This window comes from Pseudomonas sp. F2, assembly GCF_057174385.1.
Window position 1 is genome coordinate 1,152,679 of sequence record NZ_CM169904.1, and the last position, 18,831, is coordinate 1,171,509.

The window sequence follows — 18,831 nt, forward strand, 5'->3', positions numbered from 1 at the left end:
CGCAGTGACTCACCGATCGCTTTTGGCCGAAAGTTGCCTGTTGAAGACCGCCACATCTCTCATCATGTCAAGGTCGAACAAGTGATGTCGGAAGACGACGGGCGAGCGGTGGACGTTCCGGCCTTCGAGGATCTTCGCGGCCACCAATATCAACCAGGCCTCAACCTTGCGGCGGATGAAGCGCTTCACGCCGCCACCTGCGTCGGCTGTTCTTGGCGCAGCGCTTGGTCACTGCGACGTACTCCAGACCTGACTGCCGAGCAGTACTCCTTGCGCGCCTGGGTGAGCTTTCTGTGTAGGGACTCATAGGCATACATGGCGAGCCAAAAGTTTGGGATCGCGACTGGAAGGAGGTGTGGAATTTCCTGCGTGAAGCTATTTCAGAAGTGGATGTTCAGGCGTTAAAGCCTGTGTGGCAGGTCGTCTTTGATGAAAATTCTGAAGATGCGGCATAAAGGTATTTCTATGTTGGGATTTGTAAGGTAGTTTTCCCATGGTGCACAAGTAACGCGAAACGCACATAGACATTCAAGCCCGGCCAATCGCCGGTTTTTTTGCTGAGGTGATATGGATACTGCCGGCCACGAGCTCGACCAAATCTACTTCGTGACACTTTACCTTCCCGGTTTCTTTTCGTTTGTATTAGTCATCGCCTTAGCAGTGCTTCGGAGGCAGTTTCTCGTCATACCGCAATGGAAAGCTTTTGCGCTTTTTACGATAGGGTTGCTGATGATCGGCGGTGCGTTACCAGTATGGCGGGCACTCTTTCCTGAGCCATGCCTCTACTATCCTTTTAAGCCATTGAGCCCTTGTTGGATGGAGCCATCAGCAGCATTTCAGATGGGACTATTTGGCGGGGTTGTCGGTGCGCTAATAGCGCTGGTAGTACTCAAGGTTTCGCGAGTAGCCGCCAGGAAAATAAGTAGTGTCAGGTAACAGAAAACCCGCCCACTGCGGGTTTTTTTATGCCTCGAATTCACCTGTAGCCAGGGCAGCACTCGGGAATGGCTGGACGTCGATAGCCGGATAGTGCGACGTACGAAATCAACACCGGCAGCCCGCGTACCCTGACCTCAAACTTGCTTTCGGGGTGGGGCGAGATTTAAAGCTGGAGACGCTGAGCATGAATCCTGTTCGGCGCCTCCTAGATCTTTTTTTTGGATCAGAGTGCCGAATTGGTATCGAGCATTGCCTTTTTCGCAGCCTCGAAGTTTTCTGAAGAGAACTTGACGACGTCGCCGCCCTCAATCACTACGGTTGCTGGGCCGCCGAGGATTGCATTAGCCAAGAAGGCTTTTCCTTTTTCAGTCTCCGGAGACAGAACTCTTTTCCCACCGAGGCAGGCTTGAACGAACTTCACATTGGTTCCGTTTATTTGAAAGGGGCCTGCGGGTCTAGGATTAGAGTTTTCCCCTTTTTCACAAAATGCCCCCGACAAGTCCACCAAATTCATGACCACGTGTTCGCCTTCAAACAAGCTTGCCATCGCAAGCAACGGTTGCTCTCCGGCCGGGTCGAGAACGTACATCGTTGAGGTGAACTGCCGCCACTCGTTTGCTTGGGCGGTAAAAGACAGGGCAGATGCAAGTGCAAAGGCGAAGAGCTTGCGCATTTATAACTCCATTCTTGAAAGCATTGGTTGTTTCCGGCGCTTTCCAAAGCGCTCGATCAGCAGTGGGCTGATGGCGACGTAATATTACACGTGCTCTGCAGATTGGTCTTAAGTTAAGTCGTCCGAGTGAAGGCAGGCCAAAGACTGCTATAAATTTCAGTTGATTTTCGATTTTTTCGTGCAAAGACTGTCGCGAAGACGAGTTTTTCGTGTTAAGGAAGTCAACGAGCCTCGGCATTTGCCGGGGCTTTTTCGTTTCCGGCTCCCCACACCCATTTTTCCGAGCTAGCCTATGTGCGTGAAATTTCTCAGTAACGCTGCTCATTTTTGCATTCGCGGCGGCACATTCCTATTTTTTATAGGGGCTACCATGAAAATCCTGTGGGCATGCGTTCTGGCGTTGTTGGTCACCGGCTGTTCTAACCATCATCCGATAGGCTTAATCAGGTCGGGGCCTTGATTCCGGACGTTCCCCACGGCCTGGTCAACCTTGAACCACTCGAACGCCTCTGTCGGTTCACCTTGGTGCAGCGCCATCTGTTCGGCGCGTTCTTTCGGCGTGGCCGGGTCCAACCACTCCCGGGCGAGTTTTCGTTGATCTTGAAGAGCAGGGAAGGGAGCAGGTCGGAGTTGGGCATTTTGGTTTCCTTGGCAGCCAAGGCATCGGCGTAGCACCGTGTTACATGAAGAGTGTTTTAACGATTGGCAGGACGCCGGAGAGGGGAGAAATCGGTCGGAGTTATGGAACGCGCCCACAAAAGTTATGGAACACATATCGAAAGGCATAAATTTTAGTAAACGCCAGAAACGACAAAGCCCTGAATAATCAGGGCTTTGTCGTACATAAGATGGCGGAGGCGATGGGATTCGAACTCATGGACCTGTTACAGTCGACGGTTTTCAAGACCGTTGCCTTAAACCACTCGGCCACACCTCCGTTTGCGTTGCGGGCGCCATAATACCTGAATGAAACACACTGTCAAACTCTGTGCATGGCTTGTTACAGAGCGTCTGTTATGATCTTTGCCACTGAACGTTTCAAACCAACAGGAGTGTCGCCATGCGCGAACAGGATTACGCAGTTCACAACAGCGTGCAGGCTGAGCAGCTAGAGGTTAGCCGCGTCCTGCGCAACACATACGGCTTGCTGGCGCTCACGCTCGCATTCAGCGGTGTGATGGCGTTTGTGGCCCAGCAGATGCGTGTTGGCTACCCGAACATTTTCGTGGTGCTGATCGGCTTCTACGGGCTGTTCTTCCTCACCAACAAACTCCGTGATTCCGCGTGGGGCCTGGTTTCCGCCTTTGCGCTGACCGGTTTCATGGGCTTCCTGCTCGGCCCGATCCTCAACCGTTACCTTGGCATGCAGGGCGGCGCTGAAGTGGTCAGTTCGGCGTTCGCGATGACCGCGCTGGTGTTCGGTGGTCTGTCGGCCTACGTGCTGATCACCCGCAAGGACATGAGCTTCCTCGGTGGTTTCATCACCGCCGGTTTCTTCGTGTTGCTGGGTGCCACTCTGGCAAGCATGTTCTTCCAGATCAGCGGCCTGCAACTGGCGATCAGCGCCGGTTTCGTGCTGTTCTCGTCGGTCTGCATTCTGTTCCAGACCAGCGCGATCATCCACGGTGGCGAGCGTAACTACATCATGGCGACCATCAGTCTGTACGTATCGATCTACAACCTGTTCATCAGCCTGTTGCAGATCTTCGGCATCATGAGCCGCGACGACTGATCGCTGGCCTGAAACAACAAAAAACCCGCATCGGCGGGTTTTTTGTTGTCTGCGAAAAGCAGATCAGTTGATCACGATGCTGCCATCGGCCTGTTGCTTGTAAATGGTGTAGGGCAGCAGAAATGTATCCAGCACACCCGAAACCGCGGCATCTACCACCAGGCCAAACGAGGCATTGTTGTAATTGAACGCGTCGACGTCATCCGGTTTTTCGGCGTGCAGCATGCAAAAGTCGTAGGTCGCACCGCTGTATATGCGCGGAACGGCGCCACAGTAGGTTTTCTTGGTTTTCAGCTGGTCCACGGAAAACTTGTCGCTGAACGCAACCGTTTGCACCGTCCCGCAGCCAGTGAGCAATACTGCCGACAGCATCAATGCCTGAACCTTCATCACCGCCAATCCTTAGCCGGAAAAAACCTCAATCTACGCCGAACAGGTACAAAAAGCACTTACGCCATCGGCGGTAACCGGCGCTTGACTGGCGTCTTCTTGACGATCGCAGTGTTGGTTTCGGCCAGCGTGTTGAGGCGGTCGAGCAGGGTGTCGAGCTGTTCCATCGAGCGCACGTGCAGGCGGGCGATGAAGCAGTCCTCCCCGGTGACTTTGTCGCACTCGGTGAATTCCGGAATTGACAGGATCTGTCGTTCCACTTCCTGCAATTGCCCCGGCAGCGGTCTCACCCGGACGATGGCCTGCAGTTGATAGCCGAAGCATTTCGGGTCGATCTCAACCGTATAGCCCTTGAGCACGCCGCGCTCCTCCAGTCGGCGCAGGCGCTCGGCCACGCTGGGCGACGACAGGCCGCTGATCTGCGCCAGTGCCTTGAGCGAGCGGCGTGAGTCTTCCATCAGGGCGCTGATGAGGATCTGGTCGATATCGTCGGTCATGGCGCAACTCCGGCATAAGGCATTTGCGGGAAACCACCCGCGATAAAAAAGGCAGAAACCGAGTTTAGCCTGCTTTTTGCGCTGGAGGCGCAGGGAGCCGGCTTGGCATACTTTGCCCACGCTTTCGTCAAAACGTTTAGGGAGATCGATGATGGACAACTCAATCCGCCGTGGTTCATTGGAAATGACCGCTGCCATGCTGATTTCCGGGACCATTGGCTGGTTCGTGCTGGTCTCCGGGCAGCCGGTGCTGGACGTAGTGTTCTGGCGCTGCGTGTTCGGCGCCGGCACCTTGCTGCTGATCTGTGCCGCGTTCGGCTTCCTGCGTCCGGGCATTCTGACCCGTACCACGTTCCTGTTGGCCGTCCTCAGCGGCGCCGCGATTGTTGGCAACTGGGTGCTGTTGTTCGCTTCGTATTCCCGGGCCTCAATTGCCATCGGGACGGCCGTCTACAACGTGCAGCCGTTCATGCTGGTTGGCCTGGCGGCACTGTTTCTCGGCGAGAAAATCACCTTGCAGAAACTGTTCTGGCTAGCGATTTCCTTCCTTGGCATGCTGGCGATCGTCAGCGCCCACGGCGGGCAGGGCGAGAGCGGTCACGAATATCTGCTGGGCATTGCGCTGGCGCTGGGCGCGGCGTTGCTGTACGCGATGGCGGCGCTGATCATCAAGCGCCTCACTGGCACGCCGCCGCATCTGATCGCGCTGATCCAGGTCTGCACCGGAGTGCTGTTGCTCGCGCCGTTCGCGCACCTAAACGGCTTGCCGCAAACACACGGAGCCTGGGCCAGTCTGGTGACGCTGGGCATCGTCCACACCGGCCTGATGTATGTGCTGCTGTACGGCGCGATCCAGAAACTGCCGACCGCCCTGACCGGTGCGCTGTCGTTCATCTACCCGATTGCGGCGATCTTCGTCGACTGGTTTGCCTTCGGCCATCGCCTGCAGATCCTGCAATGGGTCGGCGTGGCGGCGATTCTGCTGGCCGCCGCCGGGATGCAACAGGGCTGGGGCTTGAAAGCCCGGCGTCAGCTCAGATCGGTTTGATCACAGCCCGGAACAGTCCTTTCAACTGCTGATTGCCGGCATCCACCAGATGGTTGTCGTCAAAGTACAGCGGGACGCCGTCCATGGAGCCCATGCAGTGGCCATCGGGGCACAGGTACGGCGTCGGGTCGATCACCGTCGCGTTGCAGCGGCTGGCCGCCGCTTCGATGGTCGCGATGGCGATGCGATTGCGTTTCTCGTAAGCCTGTAACGGCAGGGAAATGTCCGAGGTTTGCCCGAACAACCGCTGATTCAGATTCAAACCCTTGTAGACGCTGAAGGGCATTTCCGGGATCGGTTTGACGATATACACCGGATGGTTTTCAGCGATTGAGCAGACCGTGCTGACGTACTCTTCGGTATAGGCTTCGGCAAACGCGGCCTGACGCTCGGGAAAGGAAATCCGATAGCTGTTTTCCCGCCCTGAATCCGCGTACAGCGCCGCGCGGCTGAACAGCACCACGGGCACGCCGGCGTACGCGGTTTTCAGTTGTTGCAGCTTTTCCTGATTGAAGCCTCGACATTGGCTTTCGACGGTTTTGTCGTGCATGGCGAAGTGCGCCAGGGTCGGGCAACCGCCCCGTGACCAAGACAGCGCGGCTTGAGGGTTGTCTATCTGCACCGCTGCTGCAGTCGATTGCGCGTGGCTGTCGCCATACAGAATCACCGACACCTCGCCTGTGCCGAGTTTGCAATCCGCCGCTGCATAAGCGTTGGGGTAGCATTCCTGCGGATACAGCTTGCTGGTGTATTCCGGCTGACCGAGTTCGACCAGCGCCGGGCGCCAATCGGGATGCTGCTTGACCAGCGACGACGTGACTGCCGACACGGCAACCACAGCCACCGTCAGCGACGCGAACTTGATTACTGTGCGTGTGGCGGTCGTACCTTTGTTCACCTTCGACTCAACCCTGTAGAAGGACAGGGTGCCGAGCGTGAACGAGGCGATGATCGCGCCGATCACATGTGGCCAACTGGTCAACAGCCCGCACAAGTACAGCAGCACCACCAGCGGCCAATGCCACAGATACACCGAGTAGGAAATACTCCCGACAAATTGCAGCGCAAAATTGCTGCTGAACACCGACCGGGTATTGCCGTGAATCACCAGCATCGTCCCCAGCACCGGCAGCAGTGCCAGGTAGCCCGGCCACAGATCGGCTTCAGAAAAGCCCAGCACACTGACGGCAATCGCCAGCAGGCCTAGACTTTCGCAAATCGCGCCGCCGCGCGGGCTCAATCGCAGCGGAAACAGAAAAACCAGGCCGCCAGCGATCATTTCCCAGGCGCGGGTGGGCAGCATGTAGAAAGCGAACGTCGGGTTGACGCGGGTCACGACGATGGACGCCGCGAGCGACATCAACGCCAGGGCAACCAGGGCAAAGCGGGTTTTATCGGCGCCGAAGCACTTGTGCAAACCCATGATCAGCACGGGATAGAGCAGATAGAACTGCCATTCGACCGACAGTGACCAGGTATGCAACAACCAGTTTTCATGCAGCGGCGCGGCAAAATAATTGCCGCTGTCGGCGAAACTGAAGTTCGAACTGAATAGCAGACTGCTCTTGATCGTGCGGATCGTCTCGCGCAAGTCGTCCAGCGGCAAGTAAAGGTAACCGAAGACCAGCAGCGTAACGCACAGCACCAACAGGGCAGGAATAATGCGGCGGGCGCGGGAGGCGTAGAAGCCGAGGAAGGAAAAGTTCTGTTGTTGCACGCCATTGACGATGATGCCGGTCATCAGGAATCCGGAGATGACGAAGAACACGTCAACCCCGGCAAACCCGCCCTCGAACCCTGGCACCTTGAAATGAAACAGCACGACCGAAAGCACGGCCAGTGCCCGCAGGGCGTTGATACTCTTCCTGAATTGCATTTATGCGTCCATGTCACATCCGTTGTGGGCGCATTGTAGTGATGGTGTCCGCTTTGTTACACGGATTTTTCCGCTGATTCAGATGTTCCAGCGCGGCGCCGTCATCGCCAGGCGTTGGCGCAGTTCACCAATGTTCGCGGCCAGTTGTCGGGTCAGTAACCGGTAACCGTCCAGTGTGCTGTAGACCGGTGTGTCGAGGCTCGCGTCAGGCAATTCCAGCGGGCGCTGCAGGCGCTGCGTGGCGCCGGACTTCAAGGCCCGGGCCATGCCGATCAGTTGCACGCGGATCACCCGGTGCTCGGCCCGCAGTGCCGATTGCAGGTGCGCCATGGCGTCGGGGTCGTTCGCATCCGGGCGGGTGTTGCCGAGGATTTCCAGCGTGCTGACGCACATGCGCAGGTTGCGTTGAATCGCGTCCAGTTCGGTCATGGAAATTTTCACTTCCTTGGACACCGAAGGCATCAGCGAGCGCAGTTGCACCATCACCGCGGTCACCCTGCCCATCAGCTTCAGGTGTTCATCGGCGCTGACCGGTTGGCCGCTGATGATTCGCCCGTACAACGTGGCGCAGTCGCGCAGGGCATCGGCCAGGTTGTAGCGCCACGAATACACCGCGTACAGCGGCAGGGCGAAGGAAAAGGCGAGGGCCAGGGCGATGCCGATCAGGATGTCGACCCCGCGCCACAAGCCGTCGGTGATCGGGTTGTCGCCATGACCGGCAACGATGAAGACGGTAATCGCCGAGAGCAGGGCGGTGTATCCGCCTTTGCCGATCGCGTGATAGGAGAAGAATCCGCAGACCACCGCCATGGCAAAGTAGGTCAGCCATGGCAGGCCCAGCCATGCCTGTTGCGCCACCAGCACCAGTCCGACGCCGGCACCGATCAGGGTGCCGGTGGCGCGTTCGGCGGCTTTTTTGCCGATGTTGCCGTGATGCTGCAAGCCGCCGATCACCACCAGCATGGTCACCGACGCCCATTCGCCATGGGGCAGGTTGATGCCGGTGGTCAGCAGGATGGTCGCCAGCAGCCCCAACGCGACCCGTACCGCGTGGATCAGCCGGGCATGCCGGTAGCGGCGGTACGGGTCCAGCAACGGACGCAGGATTCGCCGCAGCAGCGGTGGCAGTCGGTGGGTGCTGAATGTACTCAGTGCAAGGTCCTCGTCAGAAGATGTAGTCGGTGGTCAGGAAGCTCGAATCGCGGCCGCGAATGATTTCGCTGATCAGCTCCTTGTTGCTGTCCTGGAACTTGGTTGCCACCAGTGTGCGGATCGAAAACACCCGCAGTGCATCGTGTACCGACAGCGTGCCCTCGGCGGAGTTCTTGCGCCCGTTGAACGGGTAGGTATCCGGGCCGCGCTGGCACTGGGCGTTGAGGTTGATCCGCCCGACCTGGTTGGCGAAGGTATCGACCAGTCGGCCGATCGCCACCGGGTTGGTACCAAACAGGCTCAGTTGCTGACCGAAGTCCGATTCCAGCACGTAATCGATCACGGTATCGAGGTGGCGGTACGGCACGATCGGCACCACCGGGCCGAATTGTTCTTCGTTGTACACGCGCATCTGCGGCGTCACCGGGTATAGCACGGCGGGGTAGAAGAACGACTCTCGACTCTCGCCACCATTGGGGTTGACCACTTGCGCGCCCTTGCTCTGCGCGTCAGCCACCAGACCGTGCAGGTAGTCGACCTTGCCCGACTCCGGCAGCGGGGTCAGTGCCACGCCGCTGTCCCACGGCATGCCAGGTTTCAGCGTAGCGAGTTTGGCGTTGAATTTTTCGATGAAGGCGTCGACCACATCCTCATGCACAAACAGGATCTTCAACGCGGTGCAGCGCTGGCCGTTGAACGACAGCGAACCGGTGACCGCTTCGCTGACCGCGTTGTCCAGATCGACTTCCGGCAGGACGATACCCGGGTTCTTCGCATCCAGACCCAGCGCGGCGCGCAAACGGTGTGGTTTCGGGTGCAGTTTCTTCAGGTCGCTGGCGGCCTTGTTGGTGCCGATGAAGGCGAAAATATCGATCTTGCCGCTGGCCATCAGCGCGCTGACAGTCTCGCGGCCGCTGCCGTAGATCACGTTGATCACGCCGGTGGGGAAGCTGTCGCGGAACGCTTCAAGCAGCGGGCGGATCAGCAGCACGCCGAGTTTGGCCGGTTTGAACACCACGGTGTTTCCCATGATCAGCGCCGGGATCAGCGTGGTGAAGGTTTCGTTCAGCGGATAGTTGTAAGGGCCCATGCACAGCGCGACACCGAGCGGCACGCGACGAATCTGGCCGAGGGTGTCCTGTTCCAGTTCGAACCGGCTGGAGCGGCGGTCGAGTTCTTTCAGCGCGTTGATGGTGTCGACGATGTAGTCGCAGGTGCGGTCGAACTCTTTTTCCGAGTCCTTGAGGTTCTTGCCGATCTCCCACATCAGCAATTTGACCACGGCTTCGCGCTGCTGACGCATACGGCCGAGGAACGCTTCGACGTGCTGAATGCGTTCGGCCACGCGCATGGTCGGCCACAGGCCCTGACCGCGATCGTACGCGCGTACGGCGGCATCAAGGGCGGTGAGGGCGGTGTCGGCATCCAGCAGCGGGGTGCTGCCGAGAATCACTTGTTCATCGCCATTCTCGCCGTGCAGGTACACCGGGCTGCGTACCGTGGCCAGCGGGCCGTCCCAGCGCCGCAGTTCGCCATCGACGAGGTATTCGCGTTGCTCGACCTGAGCGTCGAGGCGGTATTTTTCCGGGATGTCGCTGACAGAAGGGAACAGGTTGCCAAGGATGTTTGCTGTGGTCATGTCGCTACCCCGTATTGATGTCCGTATGCAGATCCAAAAGTCAGTACAGGTTATACGCCTGAATACGCGGGAATTTAAACCCGCGAATGTCACGCGAATGTCACGCAGAGAGGCGGAACAGAGCGGAATCAGCAACGCCGTTTACCCTGTGGGAGCTGGCTTGCCAGCGATTAGGCCGGCACTTGCGCGACTTTCATTGGCTGACACTCCGCTATCGCTGGCAAGCCAGCTCCCACAGGTTTTGTGGTGCTGTCCGAGCCCGAGCTCAATTCTGGCTGGCCCCGGATGCCCCCCTCGTTGTCCCGCAATGCCCTCAACCCGCTGCCGTGCCTGCCTTAAGGTGTGATCACAACAAAAAGCGCTACCCAGGCGAGGATCGTTATGCGGGCAATCCCACTCACTTTAATGCTGGCGCTGTCTGTCGCCCTGTGCGGCTGCGGCGAAAAAGCCGCACCGCCGGCGACCACCCACAACGCCATGCCCTCCGACCCGGCACTGGCGCAGATCTACGCCAACAGCTGCCAGCTGTGCCACGCCAACCCGGCCGCCAACGCGCCGCTGACCGGCGACCGCAAGGCCTGGGAACCACGCCTGCGGCAGGGCACCGACACCCTGCTTGATCACGCCATCAACGGCTACAACGGCATGCCGCCGATGGGCCAGTGCGTCGAGTGTTCGGAAGAACAATTCCTGCAACTGATCGGCTTCATGGCCGATCAGCCCCTCCCACAATAAGGGCGCGCGCATGAGCATGGATCTGACACGCCGTCAGTTGTTGCAACGGGCAAGTATCGTCGGCGCGTTCAGCGCGCTGGCTTCCAATCCGGCGCTGGGCCAGTTGATGCGCGCGCCACGGCTGATTCCCTGGCGCAACTGGTCGGGCGGGCAGAGTTGCCTGCCGGCGGCGCGGATAGCACCAAAAAATCTGGACGAATTGACCGCAGTCATCCAACAGGCACCGGGCAAGATTCGTCCGGTCGGTTCGGCGCATTCCTTCAGTGCGCTGGTGCCCACCGACGGCACGTTGCTGTCGCTGAGCTACTTCAACGGTCTGCTCGATCACGACCCGAAAACCCTGCAGGCCGAATTCGCCGCCGGCACGCCGATGTCGCGTATGGGCAAGCCGCTCAAGGACATTGGCCAGGCCCTGCAGAACATGGCCGATATCGACTACCAGACCCTCGCCGGCGCCGTTTCCACCTCGACCCACGGCACCGGCAAGACCTTTCAGTCTTATTCGGCCCACGTCTGCGGGATGCAATTGGTGACCGCCAGTGGTGAGGTATTGGACTGCGACAGCCAGCGTCATCCGGACGTATTCAACGCTGCCCGGGTATCCCTCGGCGCGTTGGGCGTTACCACTAAAATCCGTTTGCAAAACCGTCCGGCGTATCGTCTGCGGGAAACCCAGTGGATCGCCAGGACCGAAGAGTTGCTGGAAGACCTCGACAAGAACACCCGCGAAAACCAGCACTGGGAAATGCTCGTGGTCACCCATTCCGACTACGCCTTGTCCATCGCCCTCAACGAAACCGGCGACCCGGCCACGCCGCCGATCCCGCCCGAGGAGGAGGGTGGCAACGAGTTCGTGACCCTGATCGAGAAGATCGACAAGTACGGCAGTGATTTCCCCGGCCTGCGCACCTCGTTGCTCAACAGTTTGCGGCATCTGGCGAGTTTCGATGATCGGGTCGGCGACTCGTTCGACATCTACGCCAACGTGCGTACCGTGCGCTTCAACGAGATGGAGTACTCGGTGCCCGCCGAACACGGCCCGGCCTGCCTGCGCGAAATCCTCAAGCTGATTCAGGACAAGGACCTGCGCACCTGGTTTCCCATCGAGTACCGCTACGTCAAGGCCGACGACATTGCGCTGAGCATGTTCGAGGGCCGCGACAGCTGTTCGATCTCGGTGCACCAGCATTATCAGATGGACCATCACAACTTCTTCGCCGCCATCGAACCGATTTTCTGGAAGTACAACGGTCGCCCGCACTGGGGCAAATTGCACACGCTCAATGCGCGCACCCTGCAACCGCTGTACCCGCGCTGGCGTGAGTTTGTCGACGTACGCCAGGCACTGGACCCCTGCGGACGTTTTCTCAATGCGCATCTGTCGTCAATTCTGGGGGTGAGCTGATGGCGGTCAATCGACGCAATTTCATGCTGGGCACCGTGGGCGTTGGCGCCTTCTTGCTGGGAGTCGGTGCCTGGTTGCGACCGGGCGATCACGGCGGCCCGTACAGCGAGTATTTCCGCGCCCTGAATAAAGAGTTGAAAGACCACGGCCCAATGCGTCCGGTGCTTTTGATCGATCTGGATCGGCTCGACCACAACATCGACGTGGTCATGCAGCCGGTGCGACGCGGCGGCAAGCAATTGCGATTGGTGGAGAAATCCCTGCCGTCACCCGGACTGTTGAGCTACATCGCGCAACGGGCCGGGACGCAAAAGCTCATGTCGTTTCACCAGCCGTTCCTTAATCACGATGCCGTCATGTTTCCCCAGTCTGACATCCTGCTCGGCAAGCCGCTGCCGGTGCGTACGGCACAGCTGTTCTATCAAACCCACAAAGGCCCGTTCGACCCGGCGAAGCAGTTGCAATGGCTGATCGACAACCCCGAACGTCTGCAGCAATACCTGGCGCTGGCGCAGGGATTGGGCACACGGATGCGCATCAACATCGAGCTGGATGTCGGCCTGCATCGCGGCGGGGCCAGTGATGTAAGTGCGTTGGGGCAGATGCTCGCGCTGATCAGCGCCAACCCGCAGCACCTGGTGTTCGCCGGGTTTATGGGTTACGACCCGTTTGTGGGCATGGGCGTGCCGGGGATACTCGGCTCACCGGAAGAACTATTCGCCAAGGTGATGCTGATTTATCAGCGTTGCGTGGATTTCACTCGCCAGCAGTTTCCGGCGTTATGGAATGCTCACTTGTGCCTGAACACCGCCGGCAGCCCGAGTTACCGCATCCACGAAAACGAGAAACTTAGCACCGAGGTGTCAGTGGGCACGGCGATGCTCAAACCGACGCATTACGACCTGCCATCGCTGGTTGACCACGTGCCGGCGACCTACATCGCCACCCCGGTGCTGAAGAGTACCGGTGCGGTAAATATCCCGGCGCTGGACGACAAGTCGAAACTGTTCTCCTGGTGGGACACCAACCAGCGCCAGACCTTTTTCATCTACGGCGGCAACTGGATGGCCGAGTTCGAATCGCCGCCCGGACTGCAGAGCAATGGGGTGTACGGGCGCAGCTCGAATCAGGAAATGGTCAACGGTTCGAATGCGGTGGGCCTGACCGTCGAGGATCAAGTTTTCCTGCGCCCGACCCAGACCGAAGCCGTCCTCCTGCAATTCGGTGATCTGCTGGCGGTGCGTGGCGGCAAGATCGTCGATACCTGGCCGGTCTATTCCTGAAGCAAAAGATCGCAGCCTTCGGCAGCTCCTACAGGGTCTACTCAGTCCCACTGTAGGAGCTGCCGAAGGCTGCGATCTTTTGATTTTGCTCTCCCATCAATTCCAGCATGAAGCTTTCATGACAAAAGTTCGGTAGCACATAGCCAGTCCGGTCATGCCTATGTAACGCGCTTGAGGGGCCCAACGGGGCGCTTTTCACAAGCCGAGGCGGGACGCCGGGAGTGAGGCAATGGGGACTATGGAACGCTACTCGAAAGTGGGCATGCAGGAACTCGATCAGCGCCTGTCGAAGATCGTCGAAGCGGCGCGCAAGAAGCCGGTGTCGGTGTATCGCTACGGTGCGCCGTGGGTCTGGATCGTGTCGCAGGATGACTGGCAGGGCGCCTTGAAAGAGGTCTCCAGCTACATTCCGCCAGGCCATTCGCTGGTGTTGCTGCGCCCGCAGATCGACGACTTGTTTGCGGCCCACCAAGACCTGCTGCATGACCTCAATGCCGAGCCCGGCATGCTGATTCCCGCGCAAACGGTCATGCACATCCTGCTCCTGCAACTGCTGTATTCGGTGCCCAGCGAGCAGCAACTGTATGAACAGCTCAATTACAACCTGCTGTTCCGCTGGTTCGTCGGTCTTGGCCTGAACCAGAAAGTCTGGAGCTTCAACGTCCTCAGTCGCGACATCGCCACGCTGCTCAACGAGCCGCGTGCGGTGCTGCTCATTCAAAAAATCATTGGCGAAGTGTTCTGCGGTGCCTTGCTGCAAATGCCTGAGTTCTCCTTGAACTTCGCGCTGCTGCACACCTGGCTCGGCAAGCACAGCGGTGCCTCGACAGTCAGCAACTGACGCAATTCACAAGGCGCGCGACAGCGCCAACAGGTCATCGCGAATTCAGGGGGTAGTGTGGATCAGATTTTCACGTCACGGCTGGCGCTGTGGGGCTGGCTGCTGGTGACGGTCGGCGCGCAACCGGCATTCGCCGAAGAGGCTGCCGAAAATGCCGCGCCGCAGCGTCTGGTGGACGTCAACGAATACTTCGTGCGCGGCAACACCGTGCTCGACGCGCGGGCGATCGAAGAGGCGGTGTACCCGTTTCTCGGCCCGCAGAAAGCCATGACTGACATCGAAGGCGCCCGCGATGCCCTGCAAAAGGCTTATCAGGAGCGTGGCTATCAATCGGTGTTCGTCGAGTTGCCGGAGCAAGCAGTGGCTGACGGTATCGTCTACCTGCAAGTCAGCGAAACCAAGGTCGGCCGGGTGCGGGTGGTCGGCGCCAAACACTATTCGCCGCTGGACATCCGCGACAACGTCCCGGCGCTGAAAGAGGGCGAAGTGCCGGACTTCGCCAAGGTCCAGGGTGAACTGGCGCAGCTCAATAAAACCCCGGGGCGCCAGGTCATGCCGCTGGTGCGCGAAGGTCAACGCCCGGGGACCATGGACGTCGACTTGCAGGTCGAAGACCAGAACCCGTGGAGCGCCAGCGTCGGCCTCAACAACGACTACAGCGCCGACACCGAAAAGCTCCGCGCCGTGACCAGCCTTGGCTACAACAACCTCTGGCAGCTTGGCCACAGCATCAACCTGACGTACTTCACCGCGCCGCAGGACACCGACAACGCCAAGGTCTGGTCGGCGTCCTACAGCGCGCCGCTGACCGAGCGCTGGAGCGTGCAGTTCTCCGGTTACCAGTCCGACAGCAATGTCGCCACCCTCGGCGGCAGCAACGTGTTGGGCAAGGGCCATTCCTATGGCGTGTCGGCGATCTACACGTTGCCGTCCAGCGGCAACTGGTCGAACTCGCTGTCGGCCGGCATCGACTTCAAGGATTTCGACGAGCGCCTGACCCTGTCCGGCGAGAGCGACAAGGTGCCGTTGAAATACGCGCCGTTCACCTTCGCCTACAACGGCTTCCGTTACACCGAAAAGAGTCAGCTCGGCCTCGGTTTGAGCCTGGTGGCGGCCACCCGCAGCATCTTCGGCTACGGCAGTTCCGACGAAGACTTCGACTACAAACGCTACCGCGCCAACCCGAGTTTCGCGGTGGTCAAGGGCGACAGCACCTTCACCTGGACCTTCGACAACGATTGGCAAAGCGCGAGCAAAGGCGCGTTCCAATTGGCGTCGGGGCCACTGGTCTCCAACGAACAATTCTCCGCCGGCGGCGCCACTTCGGTGCGCGGCTATCTGGCCGCTGAACGCACCGGGGATGACGGCGTGCTGCTCAGTCAGGAACTGCGCACGCCGTCGCTGGCGAAATACGCCGGCAACTGGATGCAGGAATGGCGCTTCTACGCCTTTGCCGAAGGCGCGCAACTGTACCTGCGCGACGAGTTACCGGACCAGGACGCCAGTTACGCCTTGGCCAGCGTCGGCCTCGGTACCCGCGCCAGCCTCAGCAAATGGCTGTCCGGCAGCCTCGACTGGGGCTACCCGCTACTCGAAGGGCCGAACACCTCGAAGCAGGCATCGCGCCTGCACTTCAACCTTCAAGCCACGTTCTAAAGGAGCACGTTCATGCAGCGCCTCATTCTTTCGTTGTTGATCTGCCTGGGCTTCGTGCTCCCGGCCACGGCGCAGGCCTGGTGGCAGGACGACTGGCATTACCGCAAACAGATCGCCGTCGACACCACGCCGCAGGGCGCCGGGATCAATCAGGCCCTGGGCCGCACCGCGCTGCTGGTGCGCCTGCACACCGGCAATTTCACCTTCGACGGGGTCAAGGAAGACGGCGCGGATTTGCGCTTCGTCGCCGCCGATGACAAGACCGTGCTCAATCACCAGATCGAAAGCTTCGACGCGCTGATGGGCATGGCGCTGATCTGGGTCGATGTGCCGAATGTCGAGGGCGGCCAGCGTCAGGACATCTGGATGTATTACGGCAACCAGAAGGCCCCGGCCACTGGCAACGGCCAGCTGACCTTCGATCCGAATTACACCGCGCTGTATCACTTCGACGGCGCCACCAGCACTCCGGCCAAAGACACCACCGCCTACGGCAACACCGCACAAAGCGCCACCGGCGCGGCGATTGACGGCGTGGTCGGGCGCGCCTTGCAGTTCAGCGGCCAGCCGTTGTTGCTGCCGGCCAGTCCGTCGTTGCAGCACAGCGCTGGCAGTGCGTTCACCTTCAGTGCCTGGCTGCGGCTGGATCAGGCCAATGGCGAGCAACTGATTCTGGCCCGTCGCGAAGGCGCCAACAGTCTGCTGGTCGGGGTCAATCAAGGCGTGCCGTTTGTGGAGATAGACGGCCAGCGCGCCGTGGCCACTCAGCCGCTGAATCCAGGGCAATGGCAGCATGTTGCGCTGACCGCGGAAGGTTCGAAAGTCAGCCTGTACATCAACGGTCGTGAGGGTGCGACCCTCGCGCAAGCGATGCCGGCGTTCAATTCAGTGATGGCGGTTGGCGGTGATCTGGCCGCTGGCCCGTACCAGCCATTTGTAGGGGCTATCGACGAACTGCGCCTTTCCAAAGTTGCCCGCCCGGCGCCGTTGCTGCTGGCCGATGCCACCGCGCAAGGTGCCGAGTCGAAACTGGTGACCTACGGCGTCGACGAAGAACAGTCCGGTTTCGGCTTCGGCAGCCTCGGTTTCCTGCTCAACGCGGTGCCGGTCGACGCCTGGGTGATCATCGCCGTGCTGGTGCTGATGATGTTTCAGTCGTGGATCATCATGCTGCGCAAGAACCGCACCCTCAGCCGCGTGAGCAAGGCCAACGAGGATTTCCGCGAGCAGTTCGCCAAGGTCGGTACCCGTCTGGAGATGTTCGCCGACGACGCGCAACTGGCCCAGCGTCTGCAGCACTCGCCGCTGTGGCGTCTGTACTCGGTGGCGGTCAAGGAAATCCGTACTCGCCGCGAGCAGGGCGCCGACACCTCTTCGGTGTCCGCAGCGACCATCGAAGCCATTCGCTGCTCGATGGACGGCGTACGTACCCGCGAGAACCAGGCGCTCAGTTCGAAACTCTCGACCCTGTCCAACGCCATTGCTGGCGGCCCGTACATCGGCCTGCTCGGCACCGTGCTGGGGATCATGGTGGTGTTCCTCGGCACCGCCATGGCCGGCGACGTCAACATCAACGCCATCGCGCCGGGCATGGCGGCGGCGTTGCTCGCCACGGCGATGGGCCTGTTTGTCGCGATCCCGGCGCTGTTTGGCTACAACCGCCTGATCACCCGTAACAAGGAAGTCAGCGCCGACATGCGCGTGTTCGTCGACGAGTTCATTACCCGTCTGGCGGAGATGCACGGTGAAGGTCAGTCCAGTGAAGCGGCGCATCAGCGCGGCCATCACGCCAACCACTCCGTACCGGCCTGAGGAGCATTGCCATGGCGTCCGTAAATGCCTCCCACGACGATGACGAAGATGCAGCGGTGGACAGCATCAACATCACGCCACTGGTGGACGTGCTGATGGTGGTGCTGGTGATGTTCATCCTCACTGCCACCGCGCAGGTCTCCGGGATCCAGATCAACCTGCCCAAGGCCAGCGCCGCGGTGTCGCTGTCGGAGGCCAAGACCAAGGCGATTTCGGTCAATGATGGCGGTCAGGTGTTCCTCGATGCCTACCCGGTGACCCTGCCGGAGTTGGAAGAGCGCCTGCGCATCGAGAAAGCGCAGAACCCGGACTTCCCGGTGATCGTGCGCGGCGACGCCACGGTGCAGTACCAGAAGGTCATTGAAGTGCTGGATCTGCTGCGCCGGCTCGAACTGTCTCAGGTCGGTCTGGTGACCGGCAAACCGACGCAGGGTTGAGTGATGACCGCACAACTTCCGATTGAGCCGCTGCCGGTGAAGCGCTCGCCGTTGCGTTACCTGAAGTGGGGCGCCGGGCTGCTGCTCGGCGCGCTCGCCGCGTGGTTCCTGTGGCAGTGGGCCAATGACATGAGCGGCATCCGCCGTGAAGCGCCGAAGGTGCCGACGATCATTCCGTTGCCGCCACCACCACCGCCACCTCCGGAAAAACCGCCGGAACCGGAAACCCCGGTGGAAGAAAAAGTCGTCGAGCCCGAACCCACGCCCGAGCCGCAAGAGGTCAAGCCCGAGGAGGAGGCGCCGCCATCACCGGCGGACGATCTGGCCAACCCGATGCAAATCGACGGCGACGCCCAGAGCGGCAATGACGCTTTCAACATCGGCGCCGGCAAGGGCGGCGGCATGGCCGGAGCCGGTGGCGGACGCTTGGGCACCGGCACCTACAGCCAGTTCCTGGCGTTCACCTTCCAGCGTTTGCTGCGCGAGAACCCGGACCTGCGCAACCTCGCGTTTTCGTTGCAGGCCGATGTGTGGCTGAGCAGCGTCGGCGAAATCACCCGGGTCGAGCTGGTCAAGTCCAGCGGCAAGCCCGAGATCGACACTCAGGTGCTGGCCGCATTGCGTAACGCGCCGCATCTGAGCGAACGGCCACCGGCCTCCATCACCTTGCCTGTGCGCCTGTCCCTGCAAGGGCGGCGTCCGGGTTAACCGAATTC

Annotated in this window: 17 protein-coding genes, 1 tRNA gene and 1 pseudogene; 10 read left to right on the top strand and 9 right to left on the bottom strand. The window is 60.0% G+C overall.

What is annotated here, in order from left to right; genetic code table 11:
• Positions 1-9: 9 nt before the first annotated feature.
• The 4 genes and pseudogenes from AC193Q_RS05065 to AC193Q_RS05080 form a co-directional block, all read right to left on the bottom strand.
• Entirely contained in the window at positions 10-189 is a 180-nt protein-coding gene (locus tag AC193Q_RS05065; protein WP_483879251.1) for a hypothetical protein, read from the bottom strand.
• A gap of 973 nt (positions 190-1,162) precedes the next feature.
• Positions 1,163-1,612 (bottom strand): hypothetical protein, encoded by a 450-nt coding sequence (locus tag AC193Q_RS05070; protein ID WP_041072612.1) that lies wholly within the window; start codon positions 1,610-1,612, stop codon positions 1,163-1,165.
• A 426-nt stretch (positions 1,613-2,038) separates the two neighbouring features.
• Positions 2,039-2,203: pseudogene (locus AC193Q_RS05075) on the bottom strand (DUF159 family protein); the annotation flags it as partial.
• A 258-nt stretch (positions 2,204-2,461) separates the two neighbouring features.
• A tRNA-Ser gene (locus tag AC193Q_RS05080) sits at positions 2,462-2,549 on the bottom strand.
• Between the two features lie 123 nt (positions 2,550-2,672).
• Between AC193Q_RS05080 and AC193Q_RS05085 the strand changes: the two genes are divergently transcribed.
• Positions 2,673-3,344, top strand: coding sequence for a Bax inhibitor-1/YccA family protein (locus AC193Q_RS05085; protein ID WP_027613775.1), 672 nt, complete (start codon positions 2,673-2,675; stop codon positions 3,342-3,344).
• A gap of 63 nt (positions 3,345-3,407) precedes the next feature.
• Here the strand turns inward: AC193Q_RS05085 and AC193Q_RS05090 are convergent, their stop codons facing one another.
• Both AC193Q_RS05090 and AC193Q_RS05095 read right to left on the bottom strand, forming a co-directional pair.
• Positions 3,408-3,734, bottom strand: a complete 327-nt coding sequence (locus AC193Q_RS05090) for a YceK/YidQ family lipoprotein (protein ID WP_047294089.1) — start codon at positions 3,732-3,734, stop codon at positions 3,408-3,410.
• A 59-nt stretch (positions 3,735-3,793) separates the two neighbouring features.
• Positions 3,794-4,231 (bottom strand): Lrp/AsnC family transcriptional regulator, encoded by a 438-nt coding sequence (locus tag AC193Q_RS05095; RefSeq protein ID WP_007915449.1) that lies wholly within the window; start codon positions 4,229-4,231, stop codon positions 3,794-3,796.
• A 151-nt stretch (positions 4,232-4,382) separates the two neighbouring features.
• Here AC193Q_RS05095 and AC193Q_RS05100 point away from each other — a divergent pair, with 151 nt between their 5' ends.
• Positions 4,383-5,279, top strand: a complete 897-nt coding sequence (locus AC193Q_RS05100) for a DMT family transporter (protein WP_095666699.1) — start codon at positions 4,383-4,385, stop codon at positions 5,277-5,279.
• Here the strand turns inward: AC193Q_RS05100 and AC193Q_RS05105 are convergent.
• The 3 genes from AC193Q_RS05105 to AC193Q_RS05115 all read right to left on the bottom strand — a co-directional run bounded on the left by AC193Q_RS05105 (position 5,266) and on the right by AC193Q_RS05115 (position 9,946).
• Positions 5,266-7,155: an acyltransferase family protein gene (locus AC193Q_RS05105; protein WP_483879252.1), complete on the bottom strand. Its 1,890-nt coding sequence runs from the start codon at positions 7,153-7,155 to the stop codon at positions 5,266-5,268. The genes AC193Q_RS05100 and AC193Q_RS05105 overlap by 14 nt on opposite strands.
• Before the next feature lie 78 nt (positions 7,156-7,233).
• Positions 7,234-8,274 (bottom strand): FUSC family protein, encoded by a 1,041-nt coding sequence (locus tag AC193Q_RS05110; protein ID WP_179294985.1) that lies wholly within the window; start codon positions 8,272-8,274, stop codon positions 7,234-7,236.
• 46 nt (positions 8,275-8,320) lie between these two features.
• Positions 8,321-9,946, bottom strand: coding sequence for an NADP-dependent glyceraldehyde-3-phosphate dehydrogenase (locus tag AC193Q_RS05115; protein WP_182400965.1), 1,626 nt, complete (start codon positions 9,944-9,946; stop codon positions 8,321-8,323).
• Positions 9,947-10,327: 381 nt separating this feature from the next.
• On the opposite strand from AC193Q_RS05115, the gene AC193Q_RS05120 reads away from it, so the two are divergent.
• From AC193Q_RS05120 to AC193Q_RS05155, 8 genes are all read left to right on the top strand, one after another.
• Positions 10,328-10,681: a c-type cytochrome gene (locus AC193Q_RS05120; RefSeq protein ID WP_483879253.1), complete on the top strand. Its 354-nt coding sequence runs from the start codon at positions 10,328-10,330 to the stop codon at positions 10,679-10,681.
• A gap of 76 nt (positions 10,682-10,757) precedes the next feature.
• Complete coding sequence (locus AC193Q_RS05125; RefSeq protein ID WP_483879621.1) at positions 10,758-12,086, top strand: D-arabinono-1,4-lactone oxidase; 1,329 nt, start codon at positions 10,758-10,760, stop codon at positions 12,084-12,086.
• Positions 12,087-12,160: 74 nt separating this feature from the next.
• Entirely contained in the window at positions 12,161-13,369 is a 1,209-nt protein-coding gene (locus AC193Q_RS05130; protein ID WP_483879622.1) for a DSD1 family PLP-dependent enzyme, read from the top strand.
• A 229-nt stretch (positions 13,370-13,598) separates the two neighbouring features.
• A complete protein-coding gene (locus tag AC193Q_RS05135) occupies positions 13,599-14,210 on the top strand; it encodes a transposase (RefSeq protein ID WP_080963271.1) in 612 nt (203 codons plus the stop codon).
• Positions 14,211-14,267: 57 nt separating this feature from the next.
• On the top strand, positions 14,268-15,866 hold the full coding sequence (locus AC193Q_RS05140; protein WP_483879254.1) for a ShlB/FhaC/HecB family hemolysin secretion/activation protein: 1,599 nt from the start codon (positions 14,268-14,270) through the stop codon (positions 15,864-15,866).
• Positions 15,867-15,878: 12 nt separating this feature from the next.
• The gene (locus tag AC193Q_RS05145; protein WP_483879255.1) at positions 15,879-17,678 is read left to right on the top strand and encodes a DUF2341 domain-containing protein; all 1,800 of its coding nucleotides are present in this window, start codon (positions 15,879-15,881) and stop codon (positions 17,676-17,678) included.
• Positions 17,679-17,689: 11 nt separating this feature from the next.
• On the top strand, positions 17,690-18,115 hold the full coding sequence (locus AC193Q_RS05150; protein ID WP_007955109.1) for an ExbD/TolR family protein: 426 nt from the start codon (positions 17,690-17,692) through the stop codon (positions 18,113-18,115).
• Positions 18,116-18,118: 3 nt separating this feature from the next.
• Positions 18,119-18,823 (top strand): energy transducer TonB family protein, encoded by a 705-nt coding sequence (locus AC193Q_RS05155; protein ID WP_086791030.1) that lies wholly within the window; start codon positions 18,119-18,121, stop codon positions 18,821-18,823.
• Positions 18,824-18,831: the final 8 nt, after the last annotated feature.

What these genes read in the sequence shown, in the direction of transcription:
- AC193Q_RS05070 (WP_041072612.1), bottom strand. Translation starts at nt 1,612, where the DNA reads ATGCGCAAGCTCTTCGCCTTTGCACTTGCATCTGCCCTGTCTTTTACC.
- AC193Q_RS05085 (WP_027613775.1), top strand. Translation starts at nt 2,673, where the DNA reads ATGCGCGAACAGGATTACGCAGTTCACAACAGCGTGCAGGCTGAGCAG.
- AC193Q_RS05090 (WP_047294089.1), bottom strand. Translation starts at nt 3,734, where the DNA reads ATGAAGGTTCAGGCATTGATGCTGTCGGCAGTATTGCTCACTGGCTGC.
- AC193Q_RS05095 (WP_007915449.1), bottom strand. Translation starts at nt 4,231, where the DNA reads ATGACCGACGATATCGACCAGATCCTCATCAGCGCCCTGATGGAAGAC.
- AC193Q_RS05100 (WP_095666699.1), top strand. Translation starts at nt 4,383, where the DNA reads ATGGACAACTCAATCCGCCGTGGTTCATTGGAAATGACCGCTGCCATG.
- AC193Q_RS05105 (WP_483879252.1), bottom strand. Translation starts at nt 7,155, where the DNA reads ATGCAATTCAGGAAGAGTATCAACGCCCTGCGGGCACTGGCCGTGCTT.
- AC193Q_RS05115 (WP_182400965.1), bottom strand. Translation starts at nt 9,946, where the DNA reads ATGACCACAGCAAACATCCTTGGCAACCTGTTCCCTTCTGTCAGCGAC.
- AC193Q_RS05120 (WP_483879253.1), top strand. Translation starts at nt 10,328, where the DNA reads ATGCGGGCAATCCCACTCACTTTAATGCTGGCGCTGTCTGTCGCCCTG.
- AC193Q_RS05135 (WP_080963271.1), top strand. Translation starts at nt 13,599, where the DNA reads ATGGGGACTATGGAACGCTACTCGAAAGTGGGCATGCAGGAACTCGAT.
- AC193Q_RS05145 (WP_483879255.1), top strand. Translation starts at nt 15,879, where the DNA reads ATGCAGCGCCTCATTCTTTCGTTGTTGATCTGCCTGGGCTTCGTGCTC.
- AC193Q_RS05150 (WP_007955109.1), top strand. Translation starts at nt 17,690, where the DNA reads ATGGCGTCCGTAAATGCCTCCCACGACGATGACGAAGATGCAGCGGTG.
- AC193Q_RS05155 (WP_086791030.1), top strand. Translation starts at nt 18,119, where the DNA reads ATGACCGCACAACTTCCGATTGAGCCGCTGCCGGTGAAGCGCTCGCCG.